The 16,052-nt window shown below is 40.9% G+C and carries 15 protein-coding genes; 9 read left to right on the top strand and 6 right to left on the bottom strand.

What is annotated here, in order from left to right; genetic code table 11:
- Positions 1-47: 47 nt before the first annotated feature.
- On the bottom strand, positions 48-389 hold the full coding sequence (locus AC0L6H_RS01635; RefSeq protein ID WP_473392179.1) for a carboxymuconolactone decarboxylase family protein: 342 nt from the start codon (positions 387-389) through the stop codon (positions 48-50).
- Between the two features lie 349 nt (positions 390-738).
- Entirely contained in the window at positions 739-1,230 is a 492-nt protein-coding gene (locus AC0L6H_RS01630) for a helix-turn-helix transcriptional regulator (protein WP_473392178.1), read from the bottom strand.
- Positions 1,231-1,459: 229 nt separating this feature from the next.
- Here AC0L6H_RS01630 and AC0L6H_RS01625 point away from each other — a divergent pair, with 229 nt between their 5' ends.
- From AC0L6H_RS01625 to AC0L6H_RS01600, 6 genes are all read left to right on the top strand, one after another.
- Positions 1,460-2,578 (top strand): TolC family protein, encoded by a 1,119-nt coding sequence (locus AC0L6H_RS01625; protein WP_473392177.1) that lies wholly within the window; start codon positions 1,460-1,462, stop codon positions 2,576-2,578.
- Positions 2,575-3,597 carry a hypothetical protein gene (locus tag AC0L6H_RS01620; RefSeq protein WP_473392175.1) on the top strand — a complete coding sequence of 341 codons (1,023 nt, stop codon included), beginning with the start codon at positions 2,575-2,577 and terminating at the stop codon, positions 3,595-3,597. The genes AC0L6H_RS01625 and AC0L6H_RS01620 overlap by 4 nt, the downstream gene beginning before the upstream one ends.
- 1 nt (position 3,598) lies before the next feature.
- On the top strand, positions 3,599-6,676 hold the full coding sequence (locus AC0L6H_RS01615; RefSeq protein WP_473392174.1) for an efflux RND transporter permease subunit: 3,078 nt from the start codon (positions 3,599-3,601) through the stop codon (positions 6,674-6,676).
- Positions 6,657-6,968, top strand: a complete 312-nt coding sequence (locus tag AC0L6H_RS01610; RefSeq protein WP_473392173.1) for a DUF3240 family protein — start codon at positions 6,657-6,659, stop codon at positions 6,966-6,968. Before AC0L6H_RS01615 ends, AC0L6H_RS01610 begins: the two co-directional genes overlap by 20 nt.
- A gap of 45 nt (positions 6,969-7,013) precedes the next feature.
- Positions 7,014-7,700 carry a VIT1/CCC1 transporter family protein gene (locus AC0L6H_RS01605; protein ID WP_473392171.1) on the top strand — a complete coding sequence of 229 codons (687 nt, stop codon included), beginning with the start codon at positions 7,014-7,016 and terminating at the stop codon, positions 7,698-7,700.
- A gap of 81 nt (positions 7,701-7,781) precedes the next feature.
- The gene (locus tag AC0L6H_RS01600) at positions 7,782-8,180 is read left to right on the top strand and encodes a hypothetical protein (protein WP_473392170.1); all 399 of its coding nucleotides are present in this window, start codon (positions 7,782-7,784) and stop codon (positions 8,178-8,180) included.
- A 274-nt stretch (positions 8,181-8,454) separates the two neighbouring features.
- Here AC0L6H_RS01600 and AC0L6H_RS01595 read toward each other — a convergent pair whose 3' ends face one another.
- Positions 8,455-9,852: a wax ester/triacylglycerol synthase domain-containing protein gene (locus AC0L6H_RS01595; protein ID WP_473392168.1), complete on the bottom strand. Its 1,398-nt coding sequence runs from the start codon at positions 9,850-9,852 to the stop codon at positions 8,455-8,457.
- 22 nt (positions 9,853-9,874) lie between these two features.
- Positions 9,875-11,089, bottom strand: a complete 1,215-nt coding sequence (locus tag AC0L6H_RS01590; RefSeq protein WP_473392167.1) for a DUF445 domain-containing protein — start codon at positions 11,087-11,089, stop codon at positions 9,875-9,877.
- A 175-nt stretch (positions 11,090-11,264) separates the two neighbouring features.
- Between AC0L6H_RS01590 and AC0L6H_RS01585 the strand changes: the two genes are divergently transcribed.
- The 3 genes from AC0L6H_RS01585 to AC0L6H_RS01575 all read left to right on the top strand — a co-directional run bounded on the left by AC0L6H_RS01585 (position 11,265) and on the right by AC0L6H_RS01575 (position 14,569).
- Complete coding sequence (locus tag AC0L6H_RS01585) at positions 11,265-12,737, top strand: DUF3336 domain-containing protein (protein ID WP_473392165.1); 1,473 nt, start codon at positions 11,265-11,267, stop codon at positions 12,735-12,737.
- Positions 12,738-12,798: 61 nt separating this feature from the next.
- A complete protein-coding gene (locus tag AC0L6H_RS01580) occupies positions 12,799-13,575 on the top strand; it encodes a hypothetical protein (RefSeq protein ID WP_473392164.1) in 777 nt (258 codons plus the stop codon).
- Positions 13,576-13,834: 259 nt separating this feature from the next.
- On the top strand, positions 13,835-14,569 hold the full coding sequence (locus AC0L6H_RS01575; RefSeq protein ID WP_473392162.1) for a hypothetical protein: 735 nt from the start codon (positions 13,835-13,837) through the stop codon (positions 14,567-14,569).
- Between the two features lie 16 nt (positions 14,570-14,585).
- On the opposite strand, the gene AC0L6H_RS01570 is transcribed toward AC0L6H_RS01575, so the two are convergent.
- Positions 14,586-15,086 (bottom strand): prepilin-type N-terminal cleavage/methylation domain-containing protein, encoded by a 501-nt coding sequence (locus AC0L6H_RS01570; protein ID WP_473392161.1) that lies wholly within the window; start codon positions 15,084-15,086, stop codon positions 14,586-14,588.
- A gap of 224 nt (positions 15,087-15,310) precedes the next feature.
- Positions 15,311-16,024 carry a hypothetical protein gene (locus AC0L6H_RS01565; protein WP_473392160.1) on the bottom strand — a complete coding sequence of 238 codons (714 nt, stop codon included), beginning with the start codon at positions 16,022-16,024 and terminating at the stop codon, positions 15,311-15,313.
- Positions 16,025-16,052 lie beyond the last annotated feature (28 nt).

The following is a 16,052-nucleotide window of genomic DNA, read 5'->3' as shown; positions in this document are numbered from 1 at the left end:
GCATCACATTGCTTACTAATCCATAAGATAGAAAGCTAAATTTAGCACTACTGGCTAAATTGCTCGTAGGCAAGCATGGCATCAGCAGCATACATTACTGATGGACCACCACCCATGTAAACTGCCATACCCAGAGTTTCTTCAATTTCTTCTTTCGTCGCATTAAGTTCGACTAATGCCTTAACATGAAAGCCAATACAGCCATCGCAACGAGTGGATACCGCTATTGCGAGTGCAATTAGCTCTTTGGTTTTTTTATTCAATACACCATCAGCAGTTGCCGCTTGTGCCATTTTTGAAAAGCCCTGCATCGTATCACTAATATCTGCTCTTAGGGTTTTCATGTTGTCAGATATACGTTTTGTAATTTCTGGGTAAGATTTACTCATTTGTTTCTCGCTAATGTTGGTTTTACTTACATAAACATAAGTTTACCAATATAAGCTAAATAAGGCAGTAAAGCTAAGCCAAGTAGTACTATTAAATTTAGTATTAAATAACGCCAATCGAATGTGTCAAAAGTTTGTGTTTCAGTGTGCATGGTTTATTCCTCATCATGTATTATTTAGTGATTGCTAATGCATAGATAGCAAAACTTAGGCCAATGAAGAATTGTTGCTAAGTGTCTGAATATGATGAAAATAATGATTTTCGTCCAAGCGAAGGAGCTTTACTCTTTCAAGCGATTGTCATTTTTGGCATAAACAAGCCACAATTGTCGGAAGTCGGTAAGCTGTCTTAGCTCAAAAAGTCTTCCAAAAACCAAGCAGAAAATTCGTGCCGACCAACTAAATTACTCTTAGCGTATATGCTTGAAGCTTGCTGCCTTACGGTCATCTCTTTGGTTTTTCTGACTGTCGCTATTTCTTTTAAACTAAGCCCTTTTAGTAGCAGTAGCGCTACCTGTTGTTCGCTGTTGCTAAGACCCCATGAATCGAACTGCTCTTTTATGATTAGACTATAGCGCTTGCGTTCTTGCTCGATTTTACTATTGAGCATATTTACCTGTTTGTTGGCGTTGGCTAAGTTATTTGCAAGTTCCTGCAAGGTTTTATTCTTTTTGCGCATATGCACAATTAATACTACGGCGCCAAGGCCAGATAAAAAGACCAATGAAGATTCTTGCACGATATGCCAAAAAGGCACACCCAAACCAATATCAACGAACACATCAAGACCATTTAGTATCATGATGATAATCAATATTGTGGTAATTAGTGCATTTCTCATTTTTTTAAAACCTTACAGTGAATTACAGGCGTTCTTAGGCCCTTTTTATACATATGTTCGATGCTCTATGATACATATGTTCACTGTGTTTTGGGCAATTTTATTGCACACTTACTGACATATTATTCAGTCTGAGAGTTGCGTGATAATTCCGTCCAAACAAGTAAAGCATATAGTTAAACTTCTGTTCCTTTTTTTAATTTTACCTTGTGCGAAAGCAAGTCAGGGTTTGACCTTACAAGATAGCCTAAGTGCTGCTTTAGAAAAACAGACTAGCGGCCTAGATACACGCCCAGTTTATGATGTAAAAAATCAAAACCTTGGCGGCTGGATAGATGGCTCTCCTTCAGTCTCGATTTCCCACTTGCGTAGCCAAGAAGACCAAGGTAGTGACGAGAGTGAAGTGTCTTTGAACTTGCCAATAAAAAGCGCTTTTCTCAAAGAGGTTGAGAATAAACTTCTAAGTAATTCTCAAAGCCTAAAAAATGCAGCCAATAAACAATACTCCTTATATTTGTCTGGCCTTATTCGTCAGATCGTTTGGGATATAGCACTGGAAAAAGCCCAGACTCAAAAACTAGAACGAAAAGAAGAGCTCCTTACAAGCTTAGCTTCTCAATATACAGACATGCTGAATGCATCAGCAATACCAAAATACTTGGCATTAATTGTACAAGCAGAACTTAACGAATTGAGCGTAAATCGCCTTCAGCATCAGCAAAATATAGTAAAGCTTAAAAATAAGTACCAGAGGCTCACTGGCTTATACGAATTACCCAGCAATATTGAAGAAGCTTTTATAGGCGCCAATGAAATCGCCATTGGGCAACATCCTGAATTGTTATCACTTGAGGCAGAGTTTGAAAGTGCGACGCAACATTTGTTAGGGACAAGTAAGAAAGCAGAACCTTGGCAGGTTCAATTTACGGGCAAGCGAGTCGACACCGGCGATTTTTCAGAAAACCAATTAGGCATTGGTTTGGTGATACCTATCAATATTGGTAGCCAATTGTCTGCGGCGCAGCAAAGTGCTTATGCTAAAACCAATTATGATTACAGTATCGCTAAACGCGGCATTGTGCATAGATTAACAGAGTTACAAGCTGATTTATATCAAGAGTATGACTACCTTAATCAAAAACAGGCACTATTAGATGATGGTCTTAGCACATTGCATTCATTGTCTGAGGCAATGCAAAGTTTGCGTGACGCAAACGCTTCAAATCAAGAATTTTATATCCGCACTTTGCTCAATACTCTCGATTCACAGCAGGAATTTGAATTAAACGCACTGTTGATCCAACGACAAAAAGCACGCATTAGACAAGCAGCAGGAATTAGCTTATGAAAATTACATCATTAATCGCGCTTATTAGTGCATTTGTTAGCCTTTCTTCTTTTTCACAGGAAATGAAAATTGAAGAGGCTGCCCTAGGGAATTTGTTGTTGCAAACGCAAACCATAGAAGCGGTTAGTTCGTTTTCTGGACAGCCTTTAAGGACAACGTTAACCGCGCTCCCCGGGCGCGGATATACGTTCAAATCACCGATCAATATCCAACAGATTGACTACCTAAAAGGTCTTGGCAGCAAGCTTGATAAAAACGAAGCTTTTGCCATCATAAAAGGCCCAGAAGTGCATCATTTCTATATGGCTTATCAAATGAAGAAAGTATTATTTGAACAGGCTCAATCCTACTTCAATAACAATAAAAAACTTTATGCAAGAAAGTCCATTAGTGAGCAAGCATGGTTAGATATTAGCAATCAATACCACGATACTAAGATGGAGTTTGATGAACTTACGCATTTCTTTAACTTAGTGCTTCACTTTGACGAGCAAAATGATGCATTGACCTTGGCCTCCCCAATAAAAGGAACTCTTTATTATGAGAATTCTCAAGCGCTTAGTGTCGACGGTCTTATTGCTTCATTTCTTCCCGCTGATGCCTTGCGCTTAAAAGCAAATTTCTCGATTAAGGTGAAACAAAAGCCCTTGTTTATTCAGGTGGGAAGTTGCCGCGCTAATATTGATTTTGTTGAGAATGGGAATTCAGGATTTCATCAAAGTGCGTGGAGCGATGTTTTAGATGAGCAATGCCAATTTTCGCTGGGTCAAGTGCTAAGCGCTATTCCACAATACAAAGCAGACGCATATAAATTACCGCAATCCAGCGTATTTAATTGGGAGGGCGACAACTATATTTTTCTCAAAGATGGACAAGCCTTTGAAGCGGTAAAAGTTAATTTGATTGCTTCACAAGACAACGACTATGTGTTTACTGCAAGTGAAGAATTAGGCGGAAAAGCCGCATTACTGACATCGGTGAGCGCGGTACAAGGTATGCTACTAGGACTAGGGATATAACATGCTAAGCAAGGTTATTCGCTTTTCACTTACCCAGCGCATATTTGTCCTGATTGTTTCTGTATTTATATTGTTGGCCGGCGTTTCTGCTTGGTTTTCACTGCCCATAGATGCGTTTCCAGAAATTTCTCCTACGCAAGTTAAAGTAATACTTAAAGCACCGGGTATGACGGCCCAAGAGATTGAAGCACAAGTCACCCTCCCCATAGAAACTGAGTTGTTGGGGATACCAAATCAAGCCATTTTGCGTTCAACCACCAAATATGCAATTACCGACATCACCATTGATTTTAAAGAAGGGACAGATATTTATTGGGCGCGTCAGCAAGTCGCAGAGCGCCTTGCCAGTGTTTTACCATCACTTCCTGAAGGTCTTGATGGTGGCATTGCACCTATGAGTACCGCGCTTAGCGAAATGTTTATGTTTTCGATTGAAAACCCGAGCATGAGCTTGATTGAACGTAGGCAATTATTGGAGTGGGAAATCAGGCCTCTGCTGAGAAGCATCAATGGCGTTGCTGATGTCAATATATTAGGTGGATTTGCAAAAACCTATCAGATAAATCCAGATCCCATCAAATTGTCAAGCATAGGCATGACCTTTGATGATTTGAGCAAGGTGATTGTAGACATCAATCAAAACGGAAGCATTGGTCGTTTAAATATTGGAAACGATACGCTTGTTGTGCGCACAGAAGGGCGTATTAACGACCTGAGTGAATTACAAAAGATTGTTATTGCAACACGCAATGATACGGTCGTTCGTTTGCAAGATGTCGCTCAAGTAGACGTGGGACATTTGACGCGATATGGCTCGGTGACGCGTAACGGTGTAGAAACAACTGAGGCCATCGTCATTGCCTTAAAAGATGCCAATACTGCCGAAGTGATAGAAAACGTGACGCAAAAATTGGCGACTCTCGAATCAACCTTACCTCAAGGCACCGAGATTAATGTTTTCTACAATCGCAAAAATCTCATTGATACGGCAATTGGCACGATTGAAGAAGCCTTAATTATTGCGGTAGTTTTGGTGATTATTCTACTGTCGCTGTTCCTTGGTAATGTCCGCGCGGCTATTGTTGTATCTTTGGTATTGCCGATGGCGGCGGTTTGTACCTTTTTGTTGATGAATTACTTTGGTATGTCAGCGAATTTAATGAGTTTAGGGGGACTGGTCATCGCTATAGGCATGCTGGTGGATGCTTCGGTGGTTGTGGTAGAAAACACGGTTAATAGCCTTAAGCAAAATATGGCACTGCCTAAGCTGCATTTGATTTTTAGAGCATGCAAAGAGGTTGCTGTGCCGGTTGTATCGGGCACGATAATTGTCATTATTGTGTTTTCACCTTTGTTGACCTTAAGCGGACTGGAAGGAAAGCTGTTCAAACCCGTAGCCATAACGATTGTGTTTGCCATGCTTTCTGCCTTGATATTGTCGCTAACACTAATCCCAGCGCTAGCCTCTATTTTACTCAAAGCTGATACCATCAAAGAACCCCGTTTTGTCAGATATTTACAAGATAAATATGCCGCAGCGCTCGAATACACAATAGCCAAACCTGCTCCCACAATTGGATTCACACTTGTTTTATTATTGGTGAGCATATTCTTATATAGCATGCTAGGTAAAACCTTTATGCCGGTATTAGATGAAGGCGACATTATTGTTCAGCTTGAAAAGTCTCCCAATATTTCCTTGCAAGCTTCAAGCGAGCTAGACATTCAAATTGAAAACGCACTATTGGCTCGCATTCCTGAAATAAAACAGATTGTCTCAAGAGTTGGCTCCGATGAAATTGGCCTAGATCCAATGAGTTTAAATGAGACCGATATATTCATGGAACTCGCTCCGGTAAATACATGGCGTTTTGCTACAAAACAAGCACTTATTGACGATATTCGCGCTGTACTCGAGGGCTTCCCAGGCATAAATATTGGTTTTACTCAACCTATACAAATGCGTGTTTCTGAAATGCTCACAGGGAGTACAGGCGATGTGTCGATTAAAGTTTTCGGTAGTGATATCGCAACCTTATCTTCACTGGCAGAACAAATTAGTGAGAAAACCAAGGCCTTAACAGGCAGTGTTGATGTTAACGCTTCAGTTATTGAAGGCGGGGATTTTCTTAATATTAGCCTAAAACCCGAAATTAGCAGCATGTTTGATATGTCGATTGCTGAGCTGTCGCTTATAGTAAAATCGCAAATTGAATCTACGCAGCTTTCTACATTGATTGAAGGCAAGAAGAAAACGCCCATCGTATTTGGCCAAACAAATTCTCAAAATAACAGAGTCGCGAACATTGCCGATTTAAAAGCAATGAATATATTGATGCCCAACGCCACTATAATGCCCCTTGATAGCATCGCTAATGTCTCATTCAAACAAGGTCCTATCTTAATTGAGCGCGAGAATAGTAATCGCTTTGCGGTAGTCACCAGTAATGTGCAAGGCCGAGATATTGTGGGATATGTTGATGAGCTTAAAGTCGCCCTAACACAATCTCTTGATTTACCGGTTGGCTACACCTTAAGTTATGGCGGAGAATTTGAAAACCAACAACGTGCAACTAAAAATCTTATGGTGGTAATACCCATTGCTTTGGCGCTTATCGCGATTATCTTATTCACAACTTTTGGTACCTTAAGTAAAGCAGGGTTGATCTTAGTCAATATACCTTTCGCTACAATGGGTGGCATAATAGCCTTGTACTTTAGTGGCGAATTTTTGTCTGTCCCCGCTTCGGTCGGTTTTATCGCCTTGCTTGGCGTTGCTGTGTTAAATGGCGTGGTGATGGTGAGTTACTTTGAACAGACTGCGTTTGCAGATCGCAATATTGTTGAGCGCATCATTGTTGGTGCGAAACGCCGTTTACGCCCGGTATTGATGACGGCGACAACCGCGATGTTTGGCCTCGTTCCTCTGGCTTTTGCAACAGGACCTGGGGCAGAAATCCAAAAGCCATTGGCAATCGTGGTTATTGGGGGCTTATTTACATCAACCTTCACGACCTTATTTTTGATTCCCGTATTTTATATATGGCTGGAGAAGCGCAATGCAACAAAGCTCAAATGATGTTCTATTAATTGCCATTGTGCCTAAAGCCCTAAAAGATAATTTAGTCGACGCGCTGATGATGACTGAGCACTTAACTGGCTTTAGCCTTTTTAAAATTCAGGGCTTTAGCAAAGCGCATAGTCACTATAATGTATCAGAGCAAGTAGAAGGGTATAGAGACTTTTATCGGTTTGAGCTTTTACATAATTCAGATAATAGCGTTGCACTGAAAGAATTAATTGGCACAATGAGTGTTGAGCAGAATATCCGCTATTGGATTTTGCCACTATTAGAAGCAGGTAGCTTATAAATATAGACCGGTCTTCTACTTAACGCCTTGTTGCAGGAACACTTGATGACTTATAACCACGAGCATAGAACAGACCGCATAGCATGGATTCGCGCTGTTGTAATGGGTGCCAATGATGGCATCGTGTCTACCGCGAGTTTGCTAGTAGGGGTGGCAGCCTCAAATGTTGCCTCTGAGCACTTATTTATTGTCGGACTTGCTGCGCTTGTGGCGGGAGCATTGTCTATGGCGGCGGGTGAATATGTGTCGGTGAGTTCGCAATCAGATATTGAGAAAGCCGAACTTGCGCTTGAAAAGTCGCATCTTGCCGCGAACTGGGATTTAGAAGTTAAAGAGTTAGCTGCCATTTATATGGACAGAGGCTTAGAAGCAAAACTTGCTTTGCTTGTCGCAAATAAGTTAATGGAAGCTGATGCCTTAGGCAGTCATGCACGAGATGAATTGGGCATAACAGAAAGCTCGCAAAGTAATCCATTCCAAGCCGCTTGGTCTTCTGCGATTTCTTTCTCAGCTGGGGCGTCTTTGCCCTTATTCGCTGTTTTAGCTGTTAGTGCAAACTATATAATCATTTCAGTGGTTTTGGTTTCGTTAATCGCGTTGGTTATTCTTGGTTGTGTTTCGGCATGGTTGGGCAGAACGTCGATGTTAAAAGCAGGGCTTCGCATTCTTTTTTGGGGGGCCGTTGCCATGACCGCCTCAATAGTGGTGGGATATTGGTTTAATATTTCGTAAGGGCTAAATAGAAGTGTGCCGAGTATTATTCTACGTTCATATTTTGTTTTAAGTACAGGCTAAATTGGGAAGGTAAAACCTATGATTCGCAAAGCTAAGCAACTACATCAATTATTTTTGATAGTGTTTATTATGTTCGCTGTAGGCTGTGCTTCTCAGTCTAATATAACGCAAATCATTAATCTTCCAGACCAGAAACTAAAAATCACCAGTTTAGCGGTATCTAAGCGAGGTGACGTGTGGCGAGTATATGGTCGATTAAATGCACCCGATACCTATGATTTGCCATCTGGACATATTCTGCTAACTGTTTTAAATAGTAACGAAAAGGTGATTCAAGAGAAATCAGTAAGTTACAGAAGCATAAATAGCGCTGCGGGGAGGCATCGGCATAACTTCGGCACCGCACTTTTTTCAGCTACCTTTGAAGGTGTACCCAAAGAGAGCAAAGTCGTCGCTCGTTTGGTTCTAGATAGTTAGCATTGTTTGACTGGTAAGTTCCATCCAATACCGGTCAAAACCGATATAACCAACACGTTTTAGAAACAACCCTCACGTCATCCTCGCGCAGGCAAGGACCCCCTAAACAGCTTGGGAAACTTAAAAAGCCAATACATTCAATGATATAAAACCCAATGTGATTGAAAGATTTCTTAGGAGGTTGGAGGTCCTTGCCTGCGCAAGGATGACGTGTATGATGTTTCGTTTTAGGAGAGAATTCCCATTGAACCTGAAGTACTTTGCTTATCTGACTCTACAAATGTATATCATCGATATCAAGTGATGTGTCTTCAACACAATTTTCTAGCATGTCGAATGCCTTTTGAAAATAAATCGCTAAGGGTTCTAGACTATCTATTTTACTCGCACAGCACACCACGCCTATTTGTGCGACGCCACTATAAGTCACCATGGTAATGTTCACACCGCCGCCGGGTGTCATGGTTGAAATTGGGTAGTTTGAGATTAATTTGGCATCTTTGAAATACATGGTGTTAGGTGGTCCGGGCATATTAGACACCAAAATATTGCCAATTGGTTTGACGTAGTTTGAAATATGCAATACTTCAAACAGTGTAGAAAAAGCTTGAATGAGAAGCGTGTAATAACTGAATGCTGCAGGGTGATTAGCTTTGGCCGCTCTTTTTACGACTCGATGGTTTTCAATAATTTGGCGCAATCGCACATAGGGGTCTTTTTCACCGCAGGCAAGCTTAACCGGTACAATGGCTATTTTGTTGCCAGCCGTGGTTTCGCCAGGTTTGCGCAGATTGATTGGCATATTGGTGAGCAGGGCTTTGTCTATTCTTTGATCGTAGTCTTCTAAAAAACGATGGACACCAATATCAAATGCACAAAGCATAATTTCGTTTGCAGAAGCTCGTAAGCATTTAGCTAGAGAAGACACCCGCGCAAAGTCTATATCTAAGGTGGTGACTACACGGCCTTGTTTTACCTGTCCTGTTAGGATGCTTTTTATGCCTGAAAAGGGCACGGGCATATAATCTTGATTGATTCTTAACAGCTTAAGTAGCAACCTACATAAAATCCACACAAGGTCTTTTAAGGTGACAATCAGGCCCCATAAGCTTAAGGATATATGTTTAAAAATATTGCTTTGTCTAAGTTCTTTTGCGCTTTGCTCTGCGGCCCAAACAGGTACAAACGCGTTAAAATTTGGGTGCTCTGAATAGCCTTTTTGAAACAAACGGATGAGCGTTGCGCCGTCGCCGCACATATGATGCACTTTTACGTAAATCGCAAAGCGATGATTGGCTTGGTCTTTAATTAAGTGATACTGCCACAGCGGTTTGTCGCGCTCGAGCTTGCTTTCATGTAATTTGGCAATGAACTTGTGTAAATCAGCGCGGTTGTTTAGGTCGTCAAGGGTATGCAATTGCACATGGTAATCCATGCTTATTTGTTCAACGGGCTTTAGTTTAATTGGGAAGCCTAAAAAGCTAACGACCTTGCAATTAAAGGGGCTAATTGCTTTATTAAAACTGTGTAGCTCTTCAAACAACTGGTCAACATAATTAGCGCCGGCGTTTGTTGGGATCTCTAGAAGCTGAAAGGCTGCTACATGTTTAGGGTTAGCTTGTGATTCAGTTATCCAGAACATCTTATCTAGAAATGAAATCTTTTTGCTCACAAGCCCATCCTTTTTATTTAGGTTACATAAAGACCAAGTAGAGTTGCAGAAATCCTGCTCCCATGCCAAGTAGGGCGCCAGTCACTATTAATTTCCATTCGTCGGCTTCGTAGGCGGGTCGCAGAACACCTTCAAATTCTTCTGGGCTCAGCGCACGCATGCGTTCACATAAATCATCGCCTATGCGCATCGCTTGGTCTGAATAAGTAAAGGCGTAGGCTAAATATTTTTCAGAATCCTCAAATATACGTTTGCTCGCCAGTGCTTTCATTTTGTAATAAGAATCAGATCCAACGCCCAACGCAAAGTAAGGTTGGGCAACGGCTACATAACGCTCTATGGCATCATTTACGTGCAATTCCATTAGTTCGAGTAATTGCTCTGAGCCTGAACCATGCACCGCAAACTCAACGAGATTTGCAGATGTCATTAACTTTGATTCGATAATATCAGCATAAATGCGCGACACATCGTGCTGGCGTTTTAAAAACATGCCTTGAATAGTAAAGCCTAAAAATTTGATGGGCTGCTTGGGTTCAAAAATGATTTTGATGGCAATCCAATTGGTTAAGTAACCCACAATTAAACCACCTAAGGGCAGCACCCACCATTGTGGTAGCGCCATCCAAACCAACATGGTGGGTAAACCAAAGAATAAACCAAACCAAAAACCTGAGCGCTCTATAAAGGGATACTCTTTCGCTCCCGATTTAAGAAAGATTTCGTTGATAAGGGCAGGAGACTCAACAAGTTTGTTTACGACTAATTCTTTTATATCGACAATTTCTGCAACATTGTGTTTAAAGTCATTAACCATATTGTTAACCACATTTGGAATGTCGGCTTCGATACGTGCGTAAACTAAATTTTTACCTCGCACCGGCAGTGAGGCCCATAGCTGCGGAGAACATTCTTGCATCACTTCGTTAACGATGCGTTTAAGCACTTGTTTTAAGCGCCGCTCAATGGCAAAAGTGAGTTCTGCCGAATCTATTCTTGAGGCGAGTTCTTGTACGCTAAGTAACCTTCCTAACACTAATTCGACTTCAATTTCGGCCATTTCTCGACGTTTAGCAGGTATTAGGCCCTGCCATCCAAAAATGGGCTTAATGCCAATAAACTCAATCGGATAAAACATCATTTTAAGGGCGAGAAAATTTGTACAATAACCCACAATTCCACTAATGAGCGGAATGGACAATAAGCTGAGTGTTGCAATACTAAAATCGAAATCCATAAATAAAGGGTAGCGCCGTTTTATATATATTTTTTTGTAGGCCAAAATACTAACTAGCAGGCTACCATCGGATTTACGATGGTCAATATAAAAAAGACATAAATGTTAATTTAGGTGGTGTATTCTAATTTTTTACGTTTAAATTTGGTAAATACAGTAGAAAGAGGTTTATAACGTGGCAAATAAAAGACTTATCGAATTAGACAAAGTCATGAAGACCGCTGAAAGTTACGCCCACTACAAGGACGCAGCCCAAGAGCACGATGAATTATCGGGAGCGGCGCAGTGGAAGGCAAAAGAAGCCTGTAAAGACTATGACTACCGCGAAATCCGTAAACGTGTTCAACGCATAAAGCATGCTCGCTCATGCAATGACGCTGCGGGATTAATGTATATTTTGCACGAAGGCCTGCATGGTAATTTAGGCAATATTGCTGCCTCATCTTTAAACGGCCATGCAAAATTAGGCACTAAACACCTTATCGAAGAATTTATTAGTCAGGTATGTGAGTCCTTAGACTTTATTTATCATGCCGACGAAACTGAAATTGACTATTACGAAAAGCTTTCCTTTTTTGATGAAACCGCCCACGCCTTTGGTCGCAGTTGCTTGATGCTTAGTGGTGGCGCCGGCTTAGGCTTTTTTCATGGTGGCGTAATTAAATCATTGGTTGAACATGATCTGCTACCCGAGGTTATCTCTGGTGCTAGTGCGGGCTCAATCATTGCCGGCTTGGTTGGTACACGAAATAACGATGAGTTGAAAGATATTCTTAATCCTGACGCCATATATGATAAGTTCAAAGAATGGCGTATGTGGAACGGTTTTCGTAAAAATGGTTTATTCGACAGTACAAATCTCGAAAATGCCTTGATTGAACTTTTTGACTTAACCACTTTTGAAGAAGCCTATAGAAAGACCGGTAGGCATGTAACAATTACCGTATCGCCTGCTGATTTGCACCAGTTTTCAAGACTTCTTAATGCGAAAACTTCACCCAACGCGATTATTTCCCAAGCGGTTAGGGCATCTTGTGCCATTCCAATTGTGTTTTCAGCAGTGCAATTAAAGGCCAAAAATCAAGCTGGAGAAATTGTGCCTTATATCCCCAACAGGCGCTTTGCTGACGGCTCTATTATGGCGGATTTACCCTTTAAACGTTTAGCGCGTCTGTATGGCGTAAATCATAGTATTGTGAGTCAAACCAATCCTATTTCGACCTTATTTAGAACGCGCGACAAGCGAGACACGTCGGGTTTCGTTGGCCTAAGCTTGCGATATGCAGCGAAACTGGCAAAAATAAACAGCATTTATGCATTTGATGTGCTCGAAAGCGCGATCAGTAACAGAGCCACAAAACTGGGCATTCATAAAGTCCGATCTATCATTGATCAGCAATATGTTGGTGACATTAATATTCTCCCAGATCCTACCTTGGCTAACCTTTTACATATAGGCTCAAACCCGAGTAGAGAAAGTTTACATGAGCTATTTTTGCATGGTGAACGAGCAACGTGGCCGCAGCTTGATATGATTAAACGCAACACGATTATCAGCACAACGCTGCGTAAATATTTGAAACAGCTAAAAGAGCGAGAAGCAAGAATATTGGCTAAACACAACGGTTTGAAAGTGGTAAATAGCTAAGTTAGACAGCAATGTGGCAATTTGTCACAATATTATAAAGCACGCAAAAAGGGCAGGCTAAATGACTGATAAGATGATTAAAATCTCGGATGATTTTTACAATATTCGTGGCGAATTTAGAGTGCTTGGTTTATTAAACATAGGTACTCAAGCTTCTTTGGTGAGACGTAAAAATGGTAAATTTGTGCTGCTTGATGCCTACACTTTTAATGAGGATATAAAACAGCAAGTAAATGCGCTGACGAACGGGGGCAAGGATATTGAAGCTATCATTAATTTACATCCTTTTCATACCGTACATGTAGAAAGTACGCATGCACTTTACCCCCATGCAAAATTATACGGCACGACCCGTCATAAAGATAAGTTCCCTGAATTACCTTGGTGTATTGAACTTACGAACTCGCCTGAGTTTGCTGCTATGTATGCCGAAGATTTTGAATTTTCTGTGCCGAAAGGGGTTGAATTTATTTCAGACAATGAACACCTGCATTTTTCGTCAGTGTTGGCTTATCATAAAGCATCAAAAACCATTCATGTTGATGATACGTTCATGTATTTAAAGCTTCCTGGTTTGCTCAGTGTCTTAAAAAGCCCAGAACTTGCGTTTCATATGACTTTGTCTAAAACTTTAGAGAAAAGAAAAGGGAGCGCTGATGATTTCAGGCTTTGGGCTGCAAATCTTGCAGAACAATGGCAAGATGCTGAAGTGTTGTGCGCAGCACACTCGCATACCTTGCGCGCAAAAAATCAGTCACCATCGATTGCGGCTATGATAATGAATGCCTTGCAAAAAGTAGAGAAAACCTTGCAGCAACATGAACAGAAATTTGGATAAGCATGTTTAACTTTAGCTACTCTAAACTTAAATCGAGTCAAGAGGGGCCATGGATAATCCTTGATTTGGTGATGCTGGGCTTACTTACCATAAACCTAGTCTGGCTGTTGTTTGACGGCCTTTATGGGACACAAGCGTTCAAAACGATCCTTTCGGCAATATCCGCTGATATCGTACCGGCATACGCCCCTATTCATGATAACTTTATATTATATGATCTTGCTTTTATTAGTATTTTCTTATTTGAATTTTGTTTGAGATGGGTCGCGGCACTAGTGCGAAAAACCTATATGCGATGGTATTTTTCCCTTTTATTCACTGGTATGATTTAGTTGGCTGTATTCCCTTGGGCGGCGCTAGAATATTTAGATTCTTGCGTATTTTCTCAATTTTGTACCGCTTACAAAAATACGAAATTATTGATTTAAGAAATACTGCTGTCTATCGTTTTATTATTTTCTATTACGATGTATTTGTAGAAGAGCTTAGTGACAGGATAGTCGTAAAAGTACTCACAGATGCACAAAAAGATATTGCCGCGGGTTCTCCTTTAATTGATGACATTAGCAAAAACGTGATCGCAACACGCTTGCCTATTTTAACGCAATGGCTGTCGTCGATTATGGTGCATGTTGGCGAATCCATTGAGCACAATGAACATGCTGAATCGGTGCTCAAACATGTGCAAAAAAGTGTTGGAAAAGCGGTACGAGGCAACTCTCAAATATCGACGCTAAAATTAGTACCGGTAGTGGGCCGCACAATCGAAAGTACCTTAGAACAGTCAATAACAGATATAGTCACCCAGTCGATTGTGAATATGCTAAAAGATATCACTCCCGACAAAATCGACGATTTTGTTGAGCATGGCCTTGGCAGGTTTAGCAGTGAAGACCACATGCTCGACCAAGAAGTACTGTTGATTGTTAATGAATGTTTAGAACTCATAAAGCAGCATGTTTCTCAGCAGCGCTGGAAAGATGCATTAGCTTAATTGGTTTTAGCGCCAACTAACAACCCGTCGTGGTAACACTAAAGAAAGTCGGTTCTGAACTGAAAGATGGATCGACATTAAACAGCACATTGCAACTATCAAATGCCGCATAGCCTTTCGGGACAATATAAATTGTGGTTCCGCCCGGCACATCATACATTCCCCAATCAGCAGTGATAGCGTCATTTGCGTTAGCCATCACCTCATATGAGCCATCTAATGCTTTCATAACATTTGCGCTTAAAGGTGTGATGTTGCCAAGTGTAGTGTTAATTGTCTGCCCATTCACGCTTACCGAACCAGACGTTTGCTTTTCTTGACCCGCGAATATGGATTTAGAATAAATTAAGGTGTTTGCTGCTTTCAACGAGCCTTGCAAAGCGTTAAGTTGTGCTGAAAGTCCGTCAGTGCGCATATCAATAAATTTAGGCGCAGCGACAACAGAAAGAATGCCTAAAATAACGATAACAATAATTAGCTCAATCAGCGTGAAGCCTTCTTGAAATTCGCGTTGCATGGTAAATCTCTTTGTATTTGATGCTGAACTACAACATTTTCTAATAGTAATGTCTTAAGCATAAATTGCTTTTAGCATTCAATCGATAATATTGCAGATACCAATACATTAACATTAATACCTAAAGAGGAAATTAGCCTAGCCTCAATATGAGAGTATGCTTTGCACTACGTGGAAATTAATACACTAACCTTCGTGAAACTAGCAATCGTATTTTTTTGTTTTTAGAACCTGAACTTCAACGAGCCGTCCTCGACCACAACTGCCTTGCCGTATAAACAAAATAGATGTTCTTCAAAATCTTCTTCACTCAGTTGATACTTAAGGTCGTCACGCAAACTAAACTCATGAACGAGTGCTTCAATTTGTGGACGGTGATAATCGAGGATGCGTTTTTTACTGCCCGACAAATATAATTTTAAATAATCGGCGGCAAGGTCAGAACCACCTGCTGTGATTAAGCCAAAAGCTGACTTCATGGTGCCAGACACTAAGTTTTGCAATGTTTTTGGAAATAAAATACTAAGTAAGTCACGGCTGTCTTCAATAATGGCGTACTCGTCGTTTACCAGCCTTACGTCGCCTACCCGCATTTTTTCAACTTTAACGGTTTTGATTGAGGAGTCGTATACCGGATAAACCTCGATACGTATATTTATGTGTGCTCGGTAAATCGGTTTTCCTGGAGGGCCAATTAAAACGCTGCTAAATAACACGACATTGATAAGATTTTTCTTTTTCGGCATGCTTATTTGCGCTGAAAGTAAGGTCAACTCGCCTTTACTTACCGGGACGTCAATTCTAAACGTTTCTGGAAGATGCTGATTTGCGAGCTCCGTTAATTCAGCACTAGAGTATTGGGCATGAGGGAGCTTACCCAACTTGATGAGTAACTTAGCAGTTAATAAGCGGAATTTTAAACGCCAATGTGGCTTCATAAGCTATGTTAGTTGTTAAGAGTTATCG

This window comes from Glaciecola sp. G7-5 (assembly GCF_055808975.1).
The sequence above is the reverse complement of the archived record's forward strand: the minus strand, read 5'-3'. Positions and strand labels throughout refer to the sequence as shown.

Excerpts from the sequence above, each read along its gene's own strand:
- AC0L6H_RS01635 (WP_473392179.1), bottom strand. The coding sequence starts at position 389 with ATGAGTAAATCTTACCCAGAAATTACAAAACGTATATCTGACAACATG.
- AC0L6H_RS01630 (WP_473392178.1), bottom strand. The coding sequence starts at position 1,230 with ATGAGAAATGCACTAATTACCACAATATTGATTATCATCATGATACTA.
- AC0L6H_RS01620 (WP_473392175.1), top strand. The coding sequence starts at position 2,575 with ATGAAAATTACATCATTAATCGCGCTTATTAGTGCATTTGTTAGCCTT.
- AC0L6H_RS01615 (WP_473392174.1), top strand. The coding sequence starts at position 3,599 with ATGCTAAGCAAGGTTATTCGCTTTTCACTTACCCAGCGCATATTTGTC.
- AC0L6H_RS01610 (WP_473392173.1), top strand. The coding sequence starts at position 6,657 with ATGCAACAAAGCTCAAATGATGTTCTATTAATTGCCATTGTGCCTAAA.
- AC0L6H_RS01605 (WP_473392171.1), top strand. The coding sequence starts at position 7,014 with ATGACTTATAACCACGAGCATAGAACAGACCGCATAGCATGGATTCGC.
- AC0L6H_RS01600 (WP_473392170.1), top strand. The coding sequence starts at position 7,782 with ATGATTCGCAAAGCTAAGCAACTACATCAATTATTTTTGATAGTGTTT.
- AC0L6H_RS01590 (WP_473392167.1), bottom strand. The coding sequence starts at position 11,089 with ATGGATTTCGATTTTAGTATTGCAACACTCAGCTTATTGTCCATTCCG.
- AC0L6H_RS01580 (WP_473392164.1), top strand. The coding sequence starts at position 12,799 with ATGACTGATAAGATGATTAAAATCTCGGATGATTTTTACAATATTCGT.
- AC0L6H_RS01575 (WP_473392162.1), top strand. The coding sequence starts at position 13,835 with ATGGGTCGCGGCACTAGTGCGAAAAACCTATATGCGATGGTATTTTTC.
- AC0L6H_RS01570 (WP_473392161.1), bottom strand. The coding sequence starts at position 15,086 with ATGCAACGCGAATTTCAAGAAGGCTTCACGCTGATTGAGCTAATTATT.
- AC0L6H_RS01565 (WP_473392160.1), bottom strand. The coding sequence starts at position 16,024 with ATGAAGCCACATTGGCGTTTAAAATTCCGCTTATTAACTGCTAAGTTA.